The organism is Methanothermobacter sp. CaT2 (genome assembly GCF_000828575.1).
Taxonomy (GTDB): Archaea; Methanobacteriota; Methanobacteria; order Methanobacteriales; family Methanothermobacteraceae; genus Methanothermobacter.
On record NZ_AP011952.1, the window covers coordinates 870,221 to 884,490 of the forward strand.

15 protein-coding genes are annotated in these 14,270 nt (G+C 50.3%); 6 read left to right on the forward strand and 9 right to left on the reverse strand.

All coding sequences use genetic code 11. The annotated features are described in order from the left end of the window. Positions 1 to 8: 8 nt before the first annotated feature. Together MTCT_RS04470 and MTCT_RS04475 are read right to left on the reverse strand one after the other, a co-directional pair. Entirely contained in the window at positions 9 to 773 is a 765-nt protein-coding gene (locus tag MTCT_RS04470; protein ID WP_048060936.1) for an aspartate dehydrogenase, read from the reverse strand. Between the two features lie 21 nt (positions 774 to 794). Beyond that, positions 795 to 1,124: a PRC-barrel domain-containing protein gene (locus MTCT_RS04475; protein ID WP_048060937.1), complete on the reverse strand. Its 330-nt coding sequence runs from the start codon at positions 1,122 to 1,124 to the stop codon at positions 795 to 797. A 156-nt stretch (positions 1,125 to 1,280) separates the two neighbouring features. On the opposite strand from MTCT_RS04475, the gene MTCT_RS04480 reads away from it, so the two are divergent. Further along, positions 1,281 to 2,003: a tRNA-binding protein gene (locus tag MTCT_RS04480; protein WP_048175607.1), complete on the forward strand. Its 723-nt coding sequence runs from the start codon at positions 1,281 to 1,283 to the stop codon at positions 2,001 to 2,003. Here MTCT_RS04480 and MTCT_RS04485 read toward each other — a convergent pair. From MTCT_RS04485 to MTCT_RS04515, 7 genes are all read right to left on the reverse strand, one after another. Then, positions 1,960 to 2,913, reverse strand: coding sequence for a radical SAM protein (locus tag MTCT_RS04485; protein WP_048175608.1), 954 nt, complete (start codon positions 2,911 to 2,913; stop codon positions 1,960 to 1,962). The two genes, MTCT_RS04480 and MTCT_RS04485, sit on opposite strands and share 44 nt — an antisense overlap. A gap of 173 nt (positions 2,914 to 3,086) precedes the next feature. Then, complete coding sequence (locus MTCT_RS04490; RefSeq protein ID WP_048175609.1) at positions 3,087 to 4,271, reverse strand: chitobiase/beta-hexosaminidase C-terminal domain-containing protein; 1,185 nt, start codon at positions 4,269 to 4,271, stop codon at positions 3,087 to 3,089. Positions 4,272 to 4,761: 490 nt separating this feature from the next. Next, positions 4,762 to 6,174 (reverse strand): lactaldehyde dehydrogenase, encoded by a 1,413-nt coding sequence (locus tag MTCT_RS04495; protein ID WP_048175610.1) that lies wholly within the window; start codon positions 6,172 to 6,174, stop codon positions 4,762 to 4,764. A gap of 95 nt (positions 6,175 to 6,269) precedes the next feature. Continuing rightward, positions 6,270 to 6,461 (reverse strand): class III signal peptide-containing protein, encoded by a 192-nt coding sequence (locus MTCT_RS04500; RefSeq protein WP_010876610.1) that lies wholly within the window; start codon positions 6,459 to 6,461, stop codon positions 6,270 to 6,272. A 13-nt stretch (positions 6,462 to 6,474) separates the two neighbouring features. After that, positions 6,475 to 7,416: a type II secretion system F family protein gene (locus MTCT_RS04505; protein WP_048175611.1), complete on the reverse strand. Its 942-nt coding sequence runs from the start codon at positions 7,414 to 7,416 to the stop codon at positions 6,475 to 6,477. A gap of 74 nt (positions 7,417 to 7,490) precedes the next feature. Next, positions 7,491 to 8,477 carry an aminopeptidase P family protein gene (locus MTCT_RS04510; RefSeq protein WP_231855258.1) on the reverse strand — a complete coding sequence of 329 codons (987 nt, stop codon included), beginning with the start codon at positions 8,475 to 8,477 and terminating at the stop codon, positions 7,491 to 7,493. A gap of 45 nt (positions 8,478 to 8,522) precedes the next feature. Beyond that, positions 8,523 to 9,002 carry an HIT family protein gene (locus MTCT_RS04515; RefSeq protein ID WP_231855259.1) on the reverse strand — a complete coding sequence of 160 codons (480 nt, stop codon included), beginning with the start codon at positions 9,000 to 9,002 and terminating at the stop codon, positions 8,523 to 8,525. Between the two features lie 73 nt (positions 9,003 to 9,075). On the opposite strand from MTCT_RS04515, the gene ercA reads away from it, so the two are divergent. From ercA to MTCT_RS04540, 5 genes are all read left to right on the forward strand, one after another. After that, positions 9,076 to 10,293 carry an alcohol dehydrogenase-like regulatory protein ErcA gene (gene ercA / locus MTCT_RS04520; protein ID WP_231855260.1) on the forward strand — a complete coding sequence of 406 codons (1,218 nt, stop codon included), beginning with the start codon at positions 9,076 to 9,078 and terminating at the stop codon, positions 10,291 to 10,293. Positions 10,294 to 10,305: 12 nt separating this feature from the next. Beyond that, on the forward strand, positions 10,306 to 11,403 hold the full coding sequence (locus MTCT_RS04525; protein WP_048175614.1) for a sensor histidine kinase: 1,098 nt from the start codon (positions 10,306 to 10,308) through the stop codon (positions 11,401 to 11,403). A gap of 181 nt (positions 11,404 to 11,584) precedes the next feature. Continuing rightward, the gene (locus MTCT_RS04530) at positions 11,585 to 12,160 is read left to right on the forward strand and encodes a site-2 protease family protein (RefSeq protein WP_048175615.1); all 576 of its coding nucleotides are present in this window, start codon (positions 11,585 to 11,587) and stop codon (positions 12,158 to 12,160) included. Between the two features lie 9 nt (positions 12,161 to 12,169). Next, positions 12,170 to 13,354, forward strand: coding sequence for a YcaO-related McrA-glycine thioamidation protein (locus tag MTCT_RS04535; protein ID WP_048175616.1), 1,185 nt, complete (start codon positions 12,170 to 12,172; stop codon positions 13,352 to 13,354). Between the two features lie 131 nt (positions 13,355 to 13,485). Then, positions 13,486 to 14,136 carry a TfuA-related McrA-glycine thioamidation protein gene (locus MTCT_RS04540; protein WP_048175617.1) on the forward strand — a complete coding sequence of 217 codons (651 nt, stop codon included), beginning with the start codon at positions 13,486 to 13,488 and terminating at the stop codon, positions 14,134 to 14,136. Positions 14,137 to 14,270: the final 134 nt, after the last annotated feature.

Here is a 14,270-nt window from a genome sequence, read left to right on the forward strand (position 1 = left end):
ACCAGCCATCAGGTTCCAATGTGTATGTTTTCACTGAGTGACTTGAGGAGTTTTATTGCTGAGTACGCCGCCATAACACTGGTCTTGGGGTTAACAGAGCAGCGGACATTCTCGGTTATTGTCTTGAACTCGCCAAAGTCCCCCCTGACCGTCACCTCATGGACGTTGCGGTCAACCGCGGGGTCGGCTATTATCTCAACATCAACGTCACGGTCACAGGCGAGGCTGAGGGCCGCGGCAACGTTAATGTTAAGCGGGAACTTCTTAACAGCCTCGGATGCCCTTCCCCTGTAGAGGACCTTCTTCTCATCCATGCTTATGCCAAGTGACCTGGGGGGTTTTCTTGTGATGAGCTTAACAGATTCAATGTTCCCCATGGACGCGGCCTTGAGACCATCCAGGCCCACTATGGCTCCTGAGGGAACATGAATGGTGGCGTCATTGAGGGATGCCAGTTCAACCAGCATCTCCCTGAGTTCCGGGTCCATGAGGGCTCCGACACTCATGACAACAACGTCCTTCCCTGCCTCAAGTATCTCAGGAACCAGGTCCCTCACCGCCTCCGGTGAAGCGGCCTCAACCACGAGGTCCACCTCAGGGAGCATGTCGGCAACATCAAGCACCGCCCTCCCATCCACCATTGAGGCAAGGTTCTCTGCCCTCTCAAGGTCCCGGTCATAGAAGAAACCAAGTTTAACCGGTACCCTGCCATCCCTCACAAAACCTGTGATGAGGTTGGCTATTGCACCGCAGCCAACTATACCCACCATCATCAGTATCACGCAAAAATAGGATCAGGATTCAACAGGGCTCACTTTCTTCTCCACCGAGACATCGGGTGATATTATCAGTATATCCCCAACTGCCTGTACCCTGTCATAGTTTATGTCTATTATGCCCTCCTCCTGTATGGGCCTTATCTCATCGGATTCAGGCACTATCCTTATGCTTGTCTTGAGGACGTCCTTTATACCCACGTTCTTCTTGTCATGCCGCATTGGCCTCACCTTGAGGGTTGAGACACGTCCCTTCTTGATGTTGAGGACAACATCCTGGACCCTTCCAACGTATTTACCCCTTGATGTGTATATTTCAAGTCCATATAGACTGGATAATTCAACCATTTTTCCACCACCAGACAGTTTAACAGGGAGCTCCACTGCATAAACCTGCTATTGGTTAATATTATTGTTTATAGCTTAAATACTTATAGGGAAATAATAGATCAGTGCGGCGGCAGAAAAGAGGCCGTTTCTTCATGATTGTGGATGGTGATTGGAATGTGGGATACCAGTAAGGATTACAGACTCATGGTTGCAGTTAAGGCAGTTGACCTCTTCAGGAGGACCCTTGAATCAGGGGGCTTCAGGGGACAGTGGAAGAAGAAGCCCGCCCTTCAGGCTGCCACTGAAATTGAGAGGATACTTCAGGGCCTCACATACTGTTACATGGAACCAGAGGACCTCGCCTCAAGCCCCGAGGTCATGGAGATCAAGGGAAAGGTTGAGGAGATAGTTGAGGCCCTTGGTGGTGAGGACTGGAGCCGGAGGTTCCTTGAGGAGGCCCCGCGTGAGGAGAGGGAGAAGGTTGAGGAGAACATTGCAAGGGTGCGGTTCTTCCTGAACACCCTTGGAAACCTTGACAGGAGGCTCATGCTCGGAAAGATATCTGACCCTGTGATCGGGGTTGATATAATTGCAGTTGAGGTCATGAGCGTGGGGAACCATCCCGTGGCAGATAAGCTGCATGTGTGCAACGTGAACGCCGGTGGGAGGTCAATAAAGGTCGTCACCAATGACCTCGATGTCCGTGAGAATGACCATGTGGCTGTGGCGCTCCTCCCCCCACAGAATTTCATGGGCGTGACCAGTGAGGGAATGTTCCTTGGTGTTGAAGGTGTCCTGAGGGATGTGGATGGTGAACCCGGTGAAATGCCCAGGGGGATACCCCTCGAGGCCCTCAACGAAACCCGGAACCTTGTTGAGGAGTTCCTGAAGAGTTAACCCTCCATGGCTCCCTTATGATCGCCCTGCAGACCCTGCTGCAGCTACCACAGTCACGTGGAATACTGCAACCCGCTGCCTTCAATCTGTCCTCAAGTTTCAGCTCAGAGGCCGGGTAGTAGCCAGAATAGTCAACCCTCTCAAGACCCTCTGCCCTGCATTCCTCAACGAGTCTCTCCATCAGCTCTCTGCCGGGCCCCCTGTGGTAGTAGAGCATGAAGTTTGGTCTGAAGCCTATGAGGCGGTAGGGTATCTCAGGGTCAATGGAGGCTATGAAGGCGGCTATTTCACGGATCTCATGGTCATTGATCCCGGGGATCACCACTGTCCTGAAAACCCTTATCTTATCAGGGAACCTACCTGCAAGGTGGGCTGCGTTTCTGAGTACCGGTCCTGCAGGTGCACCGGTGAGGTTCCTGTGAAGCTCATCTGAAAGGGCCTTTATCTCAAAGCTGAAGAGTGATGTTAACCCCATGAGCCTCCTTAGGGTTCCAGGGGTTGAGAACCCGTTTGTTGCGAGGATAACACCAACATCGATTTCTTCCCTTACTCGCCTTACCAGCTCCTCAATGTAGGGTGTGTGTATGGATGGTTCTCCCCCTGTGAAGCTGATATTTGAGATTCGTTCATGTGATTTAATTGCAGTGATGGCCTCATCTGCAAGTTCCTCTGCTTCAACGTGTCCCCTGTAGATCCAGCCAGAGTGGGGGTACTGGGATATGCGGTAGGCGTTACAGTAGGCGCACCGGAATGGGCAGCACAGGAATGTGACGGAATAACTTCTCAGGGTTTCTGAGATGGATGTGTATGCTATTTCTGTTTCTGATGCACCGCACACGCCCCTTTCCCCATCCCTCCGATTTGCACCGCACCTCCACTCACAGAGCATGCATCTCCCTGATTCATCCATGGTAACAGTTTATGGGATGTGATTAATACATTTTTCTGAAAAGGTAGGGGAGTTTTTATCTGCTGATGAATATCAAAAATGTGAAGGTACTGTGATATTCCTATTCCTCATGGATACTCCAGAGAATAAATATATGATGGTGGCATTCCAAAAAAATTAAAATTGGAATGGATTTATGCTATCTGCCAGTAGGTGGATGTCTTCTTAACGTACCTGTAGGTCCAGTAGTATCTCCACTTGTATCTCCATTTACCGTAGTACCTGTACCATTTCTTGTACCATTTCTTCACCTTCACCTTAACGTAGTAGGTGAGGGTCACTGGCTTCATGATTGTGTAACTTGCTGATGATACCGCTGATGATGCGCCGTTAACAACTGCAATGAATTTCAGTGCTGTTGATTTGCTCAGAACCAGTGGCGCTGTGTATTTTGTGCTGTTGACTGTTGGTGTGGAGCCATTGGTTGTGTAGTATATCGTTGAGTTTGCAGGGCCTGTGAGTGTCACGGTAACATTGTTGCGGTATATTCCTGATGCCGGGCTTGCAGATGGTGCTGCTGGAGTTGATGTGACCGATGCTGGTGTGAGGTCTCCCACGGTAACACTGTGGAGTCCTGCTGGCAGTTCGTATGTGAATGTGACTTCCCTGGTTTCTCCTGTGGCGAGGGTCACTGTCTTGGTGTCCTTCACCTCACCGTTGACCTTAAGCTCAGCTGTGTAGTCCCCTGCAACACCTGTGTTTGTGACATTGACTGTCACGTTCACGGTGAGGGGTGCGCTGCCGCTCAGGGGGTTAACTGTGAGGTTTGCCAGTGAGAAGTGTGGCTGCAGGTCCACTGTGAGGTTGGTGGAGTTCAGTACTGTTTCATTTTCAATTCCGCCGGTTGAATTCAGCTGGAATGCCACTGAACTTGCCCTTACCCTGAAGACCTTACCATTTGCATTTTCAACGACGAATAGCCACCTGTAGCTCTTTCCATCTTCCATGTAGAGCTTTGCTGCTCCCTGGGGTACCGGTGCCCCTGTGAAGGAGCTGAGCCAGACCTCCTGGACACCTTCAGGTACCGTGTAATCTGCTGAGGGTCCGCTGAGGTCACCGGTGTAGTACCACTTTATGGTTGCATCTGTGATGTTACCCTCAAGGAGTTCAAGCTTTGCATCGACCGCCACTGTGGGATCAACGTCCTGGAGGTCATCACTGTAGTTAACATCGACAATTATCTGTGCGGGGTCCGAGGCGTTCTGCTGCATTGTCAGGTTAACAGCATTGGAGGGTATATCCGCTGCTGATGCACCTGAGATACCTGCAGCGAATGCAAGCAGGACCAGTAATGGTAGCACAATATGTTTGTCTTTCAAGTTTTCACCTCCACATTATTCAAATATTAGATAGATATATTTAATATAAAAATTTTTTTGTTTAACTGGAATCATAAGACTTAAGTTCTGTTATTAATTTAAATCTTGAGAATGTACATATAATTCAAGTCAAGTACATTAAAAATTGATATGAACCATATTTACCTAGAAATAGCAGATTATGGCTCCCCAGATCCAGTCTCAAGTATTGTCATGAATCAGATCACTTCAAACATGACTGACAATTTTTTATTAAAAAAATAACTACATATACTTTTTTATTAAAAATTGTAGCTACCTGAGAACCATTTATAAAAATTTTGAAGCCCCCTTATGATGTGAATCACCAATGTAAATCATATTAATCCAGAAAAACGCCAAAATATCCATTCAGATTACCCTTATTAAAATAAGGAACAATTCAGGGGATTATTCAGTTCTCAATCAAAGTTCTGAAAAATTAAGGAGAGGGTGCATTCAGCGGACCGGATCAGTTTTCATTTAGGACTATCATCTTTGTGCGTGTCATGTCCCTTATGGCGTACTTGACACCCTCCCTACCCATTCCACTGCACCTGAATCCCCCAAAGGGCATGTGGTCCACCCTGAATGTGGACTGCTTGTTTACAAGCACTGTGCCGGCCTCAATTTCCCTGGCCATCCTGAGGGCCGTCCTTATGTTCTCTGTGAAGACCCCTGCCTGAAGTGCATAGCAGGTCCCGTTGGCAATTCTTATGGCCTCATCAGCATCGGTGAACCTTATTATTGGGGAGACCGGACCAAAGGTTTCCCTTTCAATAACCTCCATGCCGGGCACCACATGGTCAAGCACCGTGGGTTCAACAAAGTTACCCCTCCTTGAACCGCCACAGAGGAGTTCAGCACCATCCTCAACCGCCGCCCCGATTACCCTCTCAACCTCAATGGCGGCATCCTCATTTATCAGGGGCCCAACATCTGTTCTTACATCCATTGGGTCCCCGGCCCTTAAACTCCCTGTTCTATTCACGAGTTTATCTGCGAATTCATCGGCCACGTCCTCATGGACTATCATCCTCTTAACGGCTATGCAGACCTGTCCAGAGTAGAGGTAGGATCCCCTCACAGCAGCCTCCACTGCAGAGTCGATGTCCGCGTCATCCATGACAATGAGGGGGTCGTTGCCTCCCAGTTCAAGGGTGATCTTCTTCATGGAGGCCCTGGCAGATATGTACCTCCCGACCTCAACACTTCCAGTGAAGGTTATCTTATCAACGAGGGGGCTGTCAATGATAACATCCCCCACCTCTGAGCCCCTCCCGGTTACAGCGTTAACAGCGCCGGCCGGGAAGTGCTCACTGAGGATCCATGCCAGCTTCAGTGCAGATAGTGGGGCCTCGAGGGATGGCTTAAGGATAGTGGTGTTACCGGCTGCAAGGGCCGGGCCAACCTTGTGTATTGCAAGGTTGAGGGGATAGTTGAAGGGGGTTATTGCCGCAACAACCCCGAGGGGGATTCTGACTGTGAAGCCAGTGAGACCCTTCCCGCCTATACCCGCGTCCATGGGGATTGATTCACCGTAGAGCCTTCCTGCCTCCTCTGCAGAAAGCCTTGCAGTTTCAACTGACCTCTTCACCTCGTCACGTGAGAACCTTATTGGTTTTCCTGACTCAAGGGTTATCAGCCTTGCAAATTCATCCAGCTCTGTCTTCAGTTCGTCTGCAACGTCATAGAGTTTCTCAGATATCTTCCTGGCTGATAGGTCCGCCATTGCATCCCTGGCCCGGTGGGCCGCCCTTATGGCCCTCTCAACATCACTTCGACCTGCAAGTGGGACCCTATCCACCTCATCCCCGTTGAAGGGGTTCCTGACGGTGAAGATTTTCTCTCCACTCGCCCCCTCGCCATCAATAATCATCTCCATCTGGAAACACCCCGTAAAGGATCAGCCCACAGAGACGTAGCCCTGCTCTGGATTATAGATTCAAAATTATAAATCAATCAAAGCCGGTATGTGCCCTAGAACTTGTTCTTAAGGCCCTTTATCGAGTTTGTAACATTCTGAACATCTGAGTTCATGGCTGTTTGAGATCCCCTGACATAATTGCGGTACCATACAACCGCCACCGTTACGATGACTATTATACCCCCGAATACAAGTATGAGTTCAGCGGATCCCTGACCTGATTCATCGGCAATTAAACCATGCAAAGCCTTAACCTCCCTATGGTGCCATGCTACTTACAAGTGTCATTCCGAAACTTCCTATCACATAGAATATTGCATATGCCATTATGGAGAGCGGAACAGCGAATTTAACACCCTTCCTTGCACTCCCGTACATTATGATGCCTATCAGGAGCCCTGCTATTATGGAGTGAATTATTATGTAGCCTGAAGCAGCGATCTTTGCAGCCCCCAGGATGGGGTTTGGTTTTCCCACTGACTCCATGAAACCTGAGTAGACCATTATCATCCCCAGGGCGAAGGGTGCTGCGATTATGGCCGCGACAACAAGGAACATGACTGACATCATGACGTTGGCCTTCCTCTCCCTCTTAAGTGCAAGGACCGCCCTCAGGTCCTCTGCAACGGTTTCAATGACATCTGAAAGGCTTCCACCGGCTCTTCTACCCTCAAGTATCATCCTGAATGTCCTGTCAAGGTTTTTTGACTTCAGGCGCTCGCTCATTGATAGTATGGCTTCATCGAATGTTCTGCCGATCTTTATCTCAATAACAGCCCTCTTCAGTTCATCATACAGGGGTCCCTCCCCCTGTCGGGATACATCCTCAAGGGCTGATTCAAGGCCCACACCCGCCCGCAGGAGAGAGGCTATCTGCCTCAGGAAGTCGGGTGTTGACTGTTCAATGGCATCAACGCGCCTCTCCATCATTATAAAGATGTATGCCCCCAGCATGATTGACGGCAGGGAGAATCCTACCAGTACTGCGAGGATAACACTTAAACCAAGAAGGGCTGCAACAACGGATGCAATAACTGCAAATATGGCCCCTCCAAGGAATGCAAGGGTTACTATCTCTGATGCCTTTACATACAGCCCGGTCCTTATGAGGGTCTCCTGCAGCCTGAGGAGCAGCCTATCAGGTATTATGTTCTCAAGGGCATCGCTCATTGGTTTCAGTGCGCTTGGTACTACGGCCATCTCAACACCACATTCCAGTGTAACATCATGCTCTGTTACTAACTATCTGGCGCCTATTATTTATAATTACCACATCAACTCAGTGCATCAGGCAGCCGGTTCATAACACCCTCACCCACCACGACCATGTCCTCAACCCGCACACCGAACTCGCCCGGGATGTAGATCCCTGGTTCAACTGTCAGGACCATCCCTTTCCTCAGGACGGTTTCATCACCTGCTGCCAGGGATGGCTTTTCATGGACATCAAGGCCCACCCCATGACCTGTTGAGTGTATGAAGTTATCAGCATAGCCATATTCCCCTATAACTCCTCTGACAGCACTGTCAACATCACATGCCCTTGCACCAGGTTTGAGGGCCTTCACCCCCGCCCTTTTAGCTTCAAGGACAATTTCAAGTACCTCATGCTCCCCTTCACCCTCAACGATTGTCCTTGTGGTGTCGGAGTGGTAGCCCTCCCTGACAGCCCCCCAGTCAATCAGTACCGGTGACCCGGTGGTGTTTGCTGTTGGCACCGCATGGGGGATGCTTGACCTCTCCGATGATGCCACTATGGTGTCAAAGGATACCCCCTCAGAACCGGCCAGGCGCATGGTGTAGTCAAGTCTGGCGGCTATCTCAATTTCAGTCCCATTAAATTCAAGTTTTTTGAATGAGTTCTCTGCTATCCTCAGGGCCTCCTCCATCCTTTTAAGTTCCTCCCTGTCCTTGACCATCCTGATACCTGATACAGGATCCATGACCCTGAAGTCCCCACCGATGCCGAGCCTCTCAAGGAGGCCCACGGGGGTGGCCGGTTCAACAAGCACGCCTGAGAGGTCGAATGATTCTCTCACATCCCTTATTCTCTTGAAGGTCCTCACATCAACCCGGGATTTCACCATGGCGGATTCTCTATCCATCTCACTCACAAGGAGTACCGGTTCATCCTCAAGGATCAGGAATGAGGTGGCTGTTGGCATGAAGCCTGAGAGGTAGTATATGTTCTTCCTTGCAGTTATAAGGGCCCTTTCGCCCTCCTCATGAATATTCTCAAGGGCACATTCGATTCTATTCAACCTATCACCTTTCCATACATCCATTCATCACCAGAGGACAGAGAGTTAAATATCCTCTCCCTCATTCAGAAACTTAACTATCCTGTCCCTCATTATGCCTTCAAGTTCATCCATAACAGGCTCCGGGACCTTACCTTCAAGTGGGACAGGTATGTGGCCGAACTCTCTGTCCCTGAAGGTTTCACCTCCGAACCTGACCGGCCTGCTGTACCTTGGATGGAAGTGCCAGTGCACCTCAGGGTCCGGATCCTCTGATCTGAAGGCCGAGTTCTTGAAGCAGCTCCAGTTGAAGAGGTCCGGGTTGAAAAGTTCCCTCACGGCAGACTCAAGGCACCTCAGAATCCATGCAAAATCAGCCCACTCCCCATCCATGAGCTCTGAGAGGTCCCTGCACTTCCTCCTGAGGGCCACGACGCATGTCCCGAGGTATCGCTGGCTCGGTGCAAGGTAGATTATCCAGTGCCGTGTTCTGGCAAGTTCGCGTCCATAGTACCCATCCAGGCCACAGTATTCACAGGAAGCCACAGGAATCACCACACCATTTAATAAGGTTTAATTAAGAGTATACCTCCTTATATATAGAACATGGGGTGCCATGATGAAATCTGTACTGAACCAGGCACTGAAGAACATAACATCCCATGAAATCTGTACTGATCCAGATCAGGGACTGGTGGTGAAGTTGGGGGAACTTAGAAAATTCGTTACAAGTGAATTCGTATTTGGTGACGGGGCAAGATTCCTTGCTGGCAGATACGCCCTGAACCTCGGAGCCGACAGGGTCCTCCTTGTGACCGACAGGGGATTAATGAAGACTGGATTCGTTGATGATGTCAGCTCCTCCCTTGAGGAGGAGGGCCTCGACTATGTCATCTTTGATGACATGACGCCCAACCCCCGTGACCATGAGGTCATGGAGGGGGCTGAGGTCTTCGATGCCGAGGAATGCAACATGATAGTTGCCCTGGGTGGTGGAAGCCCCATTGACTGTGCAAAGGCCATGGGTGCTGTTGTATCCAACAGGATGCACGTACTTGACTTTGAGGGTGTTGATATGATCCCGACCCCATCGGTTCCCATAATATGCATCCCCACAACTGCAGGGACAGGGGCGGATGTCTCCCAGTTTGCAATCATCCTCGACACCCGGAGGATGGTGAAGATAGCCATCATAAGCAAGGCCATGGTACCCGACGCATCACTCATAGACCCTGAGACCACCGTCACCATGGACCGGGAACTGACAGCTGCAACAGGTATGGATGCCCTTGCCCATTCCATCGAAGCCTATGTATCCAATGCAAGCTTCCATCTGACTGACCTCAACGCCCTGGACGCCATCAGAATCATAAGCAGGTGCCTCCCATCTGCCGTTGATGAACCCGGGAACATGGAGTACCGTGAGGGTATGATGCTTGCAAGCCTCGAGGCTGGTCTTGCATTCTCAAATGCCAGTCTGGGACTTGTCCATGCAATGGCCCACAGCCTTGGAGGCAAACTTGACATGGCCCACGGTGAGGCCAATGCACTGCTACTTGAACACGTGATAGAATTCAACTACCCTGGAGCCAGTGAACGGTACCATGAAATCGCACGGGCAATGGGCCTCAGGGGCTCGGGGCCCGCCGAGCTCATTGATTACATCCGGGAATTCAGGTCCGGTATAGGGATCGACATGACCCTGGAGGATCTCGGCGTCGGGGAGGACGACATACCTGAACTTGCAGAGGCCTCAATGAAGGACCCCTGCATTGTAACAAACCCTGTACGGCCCTCAATTGAAGATGTTGAGGCCATATTCAGGAGGGCCCTCTGAGGTGCTGGTGAAATGTCTGATAGAGACTGGGAAACCCTCCGGGAAAAGATAATCGGATTCGGTGAGAAATCCGTAAGGAAGAGCTACTACCCGAGACTTCAGGAGTCAATGGCCGAACTTGAGAGGTTCAGAAAACTCCTTGACTGCACAGATGACGCCATATTCCTGGTTAAAATCCCTGGTGGTGAACTCGTGGATGCCAACCGTTCAGCCTGCGTAAGGTTAGGATACTCCACCAGGGACATCCCGGGACACGTGGTATACGATCTCCTGCCAGGGGAACTCCACAATGTATTCCATGGAATACTGGAGGGTGATGAGGACAGGGTGACCATGGATGGTCGTTTACTTAAGAGGGACGGCGATGAGGTGCCCGTTGAGATAAAGGTAAACATCCTTGATTTTAAGGGTGATAGATACGCTGTGCTCGTTGCCAGGGATATAAGCGAAAGGCTGAGGATGGAGTCAGAGCTGATGAAATCCCTCAGGGAGAAGGAGGTCCTTCTGAGTGAGATACACCACAGGGTCAAGAACAACCTCCAGATAATATCAAGCCTTCTGAGCCTCCAGAGCCATGGTATCGATGACCCATCATGCAGGTCTCTTCTTTCAGAAAGTCAGGACCGGATAAGGTCAATGGCACTCATACATGAACAGCTCTACCGCTCAGGGGACTTCAGCTCCATAGAATTCTCATCATATGCCTCAAGGCTCCTCAAGAACCTTAAAAGATCATACGCCGCCGGGAAGAATATCGAGGTATCAGTGGACACCGAAAGCGTGAAGCTCAGCCTTGAAACATCAATACCTCTGGGGCTCATACTAAGCGAACTGGTGACCAACGCCCTCAAACATGCATTTAAGGGAAGAGATAGTGGTAATATAATTGTTAAATTTAAAAAGGATGGTGATTACTGCGTCCTTGAGGTCAGGGATGATGGTGTGGGTTTCAATGAGGAGAAGATCAGGAACAGCGCCTCCCTGGGCTTTAGACTTGTTGAAATACTCACAGAACAGCTGGACGGATCACTGACATACTCCGGAGAGAACGGAGGACTTTTCAGAATAAGGTTCAGAGAAACCCTCTACAAAGACAGACTGACCAACTAAAGACCCGAAACACTTTTCATACTCTGAGAGGATGATACACATTATACCGTCTCAAGCTTTATTAAAGGCTTAAAAGGTTAAATAAAGGTTCTTGTATCTCTGAAGGTGGTGAAGGGCCATTTCAGGGCCCCATCAAAGCCCATGGAAAGCATTATAAATGGTGCCCTATGTTAATATGAATATGGTTAGATTCAACAGGGAAGAGGTCAGGGACATTCTCGTGTCCATGGTTGTAATTGCAGGCGTATTCGCCTATGTTTTCTCAGGAAAGAACATTCAGACTGCAGTGGTTCTTCTTCCAGCAACCCTGATCACGGTTGGCCTTGGATTTGTCCTCCATGAGATAGCCCATAAACTGATGGCCATAAGGTACGGTTTCTGGGCAGAATACAGGCTATGGTTTGAGGGCCTTCTGCTTGCACTGGTAACGGCCTACTTCGGATTTGTCTTTGCAGCCCCCGGTGCGGTCTACATCCATGGCAACTACATTGAGAGGGATGTGAACGGTAAGATATCCCTTGCAGGACCCCTAACAAATATAATCCTTGCAATCATGTTCCTCATGGTATCCACGGTACTCCCATCACCCATCAACCAGGTGGCATTCCTTGGATACGCTGTCAACAGCTTCCTCGCCCTCTTCAACCTCATACCCCTAGCGGTGCTTGATGGGGCCAAGGTTTTCAGGTGGAACCCCCTGATCTGGCTCCTTGCAGCCGCAGCTGCATTTGCTCTGACATTCAACAGCATGTTCTGAGTGGTTAAGATGTTCCGGGATATTCCTGTCAGGTACATTGGATGCACCCACAGGGCCGTGAGGCCCTCCGAAACCCTGAAGGCCTTCAGGGACAAACTCTCCATGATAGGTGTTACAAGGATCACCGAGATAACACACCTCGACCGCATCGGCATACCCGTATTCTCCGCCATAAGACCAACAGCAGAGGATGGGGCTGTGAGCATATACGCCGGTAAGGGCGCCACCAGAACCCAGGCAAGGGCCTCCGCCATGATGGAGGCCTTTGAGAGGTATTCAGCAGAAAGAAAACCCGAAGATGAAACATTCACAGCACAGCCAGAGGACTGTGACGGCCTTGACCCTGAGTCACTGATACTTCCAGGATCTGCTGATCTGAAATCTGAACTGGAGTGGATTAATGCAGAGAACCTCACCGGTGATGAGGAGGTCCCGGTACCTGCAAATGCTGTTTTTCATCCATACAACCCTCCGGAAGGCTGCATGAGTCTGTTCCGATCAAACACCAATGGACTTGCATCAGGGAATGCGAGGGAGGAGGCCATATTCCACGGGCTGATGGAGGTGATTGAAAGGGATGCCTGGAGCCTCTTCGAGGCTAGGAGGGGTCCCAAAGTGGAGGTTGACTGCTCAGGGACGGATAATGATATAATATCAGGGCTCCTTGAGAAGTTCCATGCCGCTGGTGTGGAGGTGACCCTGGTTGACCTTACAGCGGACACAGGGGTTGCGACGGTGGCTGCGGTTGCAGATGACACCGTCCTAAAGGATCCGGCCCTCCTCACCATGGGCGTCGGGACCCACCTTGACCCTGAAATTGCGGTTATAAGGGCCCTTACAGAGGTCGCCCAGAGCAGGGCCACCCAGATACATGGAACCCGGGAGGACACCGTCAGGGCCGAGTTCATGAGACGTGCCGGGTATGAACGTATGAAGAGACTCAACAGGCACTGGTTCAGTGAACCGGAGGACACGATTACCCTGGATGACATGGAGGACCTCTCAACAAGGTCATTCATGGGAGACCTTGAGATAACCCTCAGGAAACTGCATGAAGCCGGGCTGAAGGATGTTTTCTATGTTGACCTCACCCGTGATGTGGGGGTCCCCGTCGTCAGGGTCATAGTTCCGGGGCTTGAGGTCTTCTCTGTTGACCCAGAACGTGTGGGGCGTCGCATCAGGTCCTCCATCTGAGGAGTCTGTAAAAGACCGGATTCTATCAAAGGTGTTCCCAAATCAGGAGCTCCCTCCTTCTGCTAGCCACAACAAACATCAGCAGCACATCATCTAAAAGATTAATTATCAGCGCCAAGATACCAACCAACATGCATGGTAAGAAAATAATCATCTTCACGGGACCATCCCTATCACACACTGAAGCCTCCAGTATCCTTGAAGCCGAGTACAGGCCACCGGTGAGGAGGGGTGACATCCAGGAGGCCATGAAGGAGAACCCTGACATAATAGGCATAATAGACGGTGTTTTCCACCAGAGCCCTGCTGTTGGTCACAGGGAGATCATTGATGCCATCAGGAGGGGTGTGAAGGTGGTTGGAGGGGCCAGCATGGGGGCCCTGAGGGCCTCAGAGCTCAGTGACCTTGGAATGGTGGGTGTTGGCCGCATCTTCAGATCATACCTTGAGGGTGAAATCGAATCGGATGATGACGTTGCAGTTGCCTTTAACCCTGAAACCCTGGAGCCCCTCTCTGATTCCCTTGTCAGCATAGAATTCAACCTTAAAAGAGCCCTCAGGAGGGGTGTGATAAGAGAGGATGATTTCAGGAAACTTATGAATACCGCGAGGAACCTCTTCTACCCCCTCCGTAATTACAGGAGGATCCTCCATGAAAGCGGGATCCCTGATGATGTTAAAGAATCCCTGCGCTCTTTCCTTGAATCAGAGGGCAGGGACCTTAAAAGGGAGGACGCACTGGAGGTCATCCGTCATATAAAGAGACTTGCATATACAGAATAGGTTCCAGAAAGTAAAAAGCGGACAGAACTACACATAACAGAACCCTAAATAGGCAGGAGATAACACTGAACTAAACCACATAACAGGACCATGACTGCTGAAAAATAAAAGAGACTACAGCGAATTATGATGAA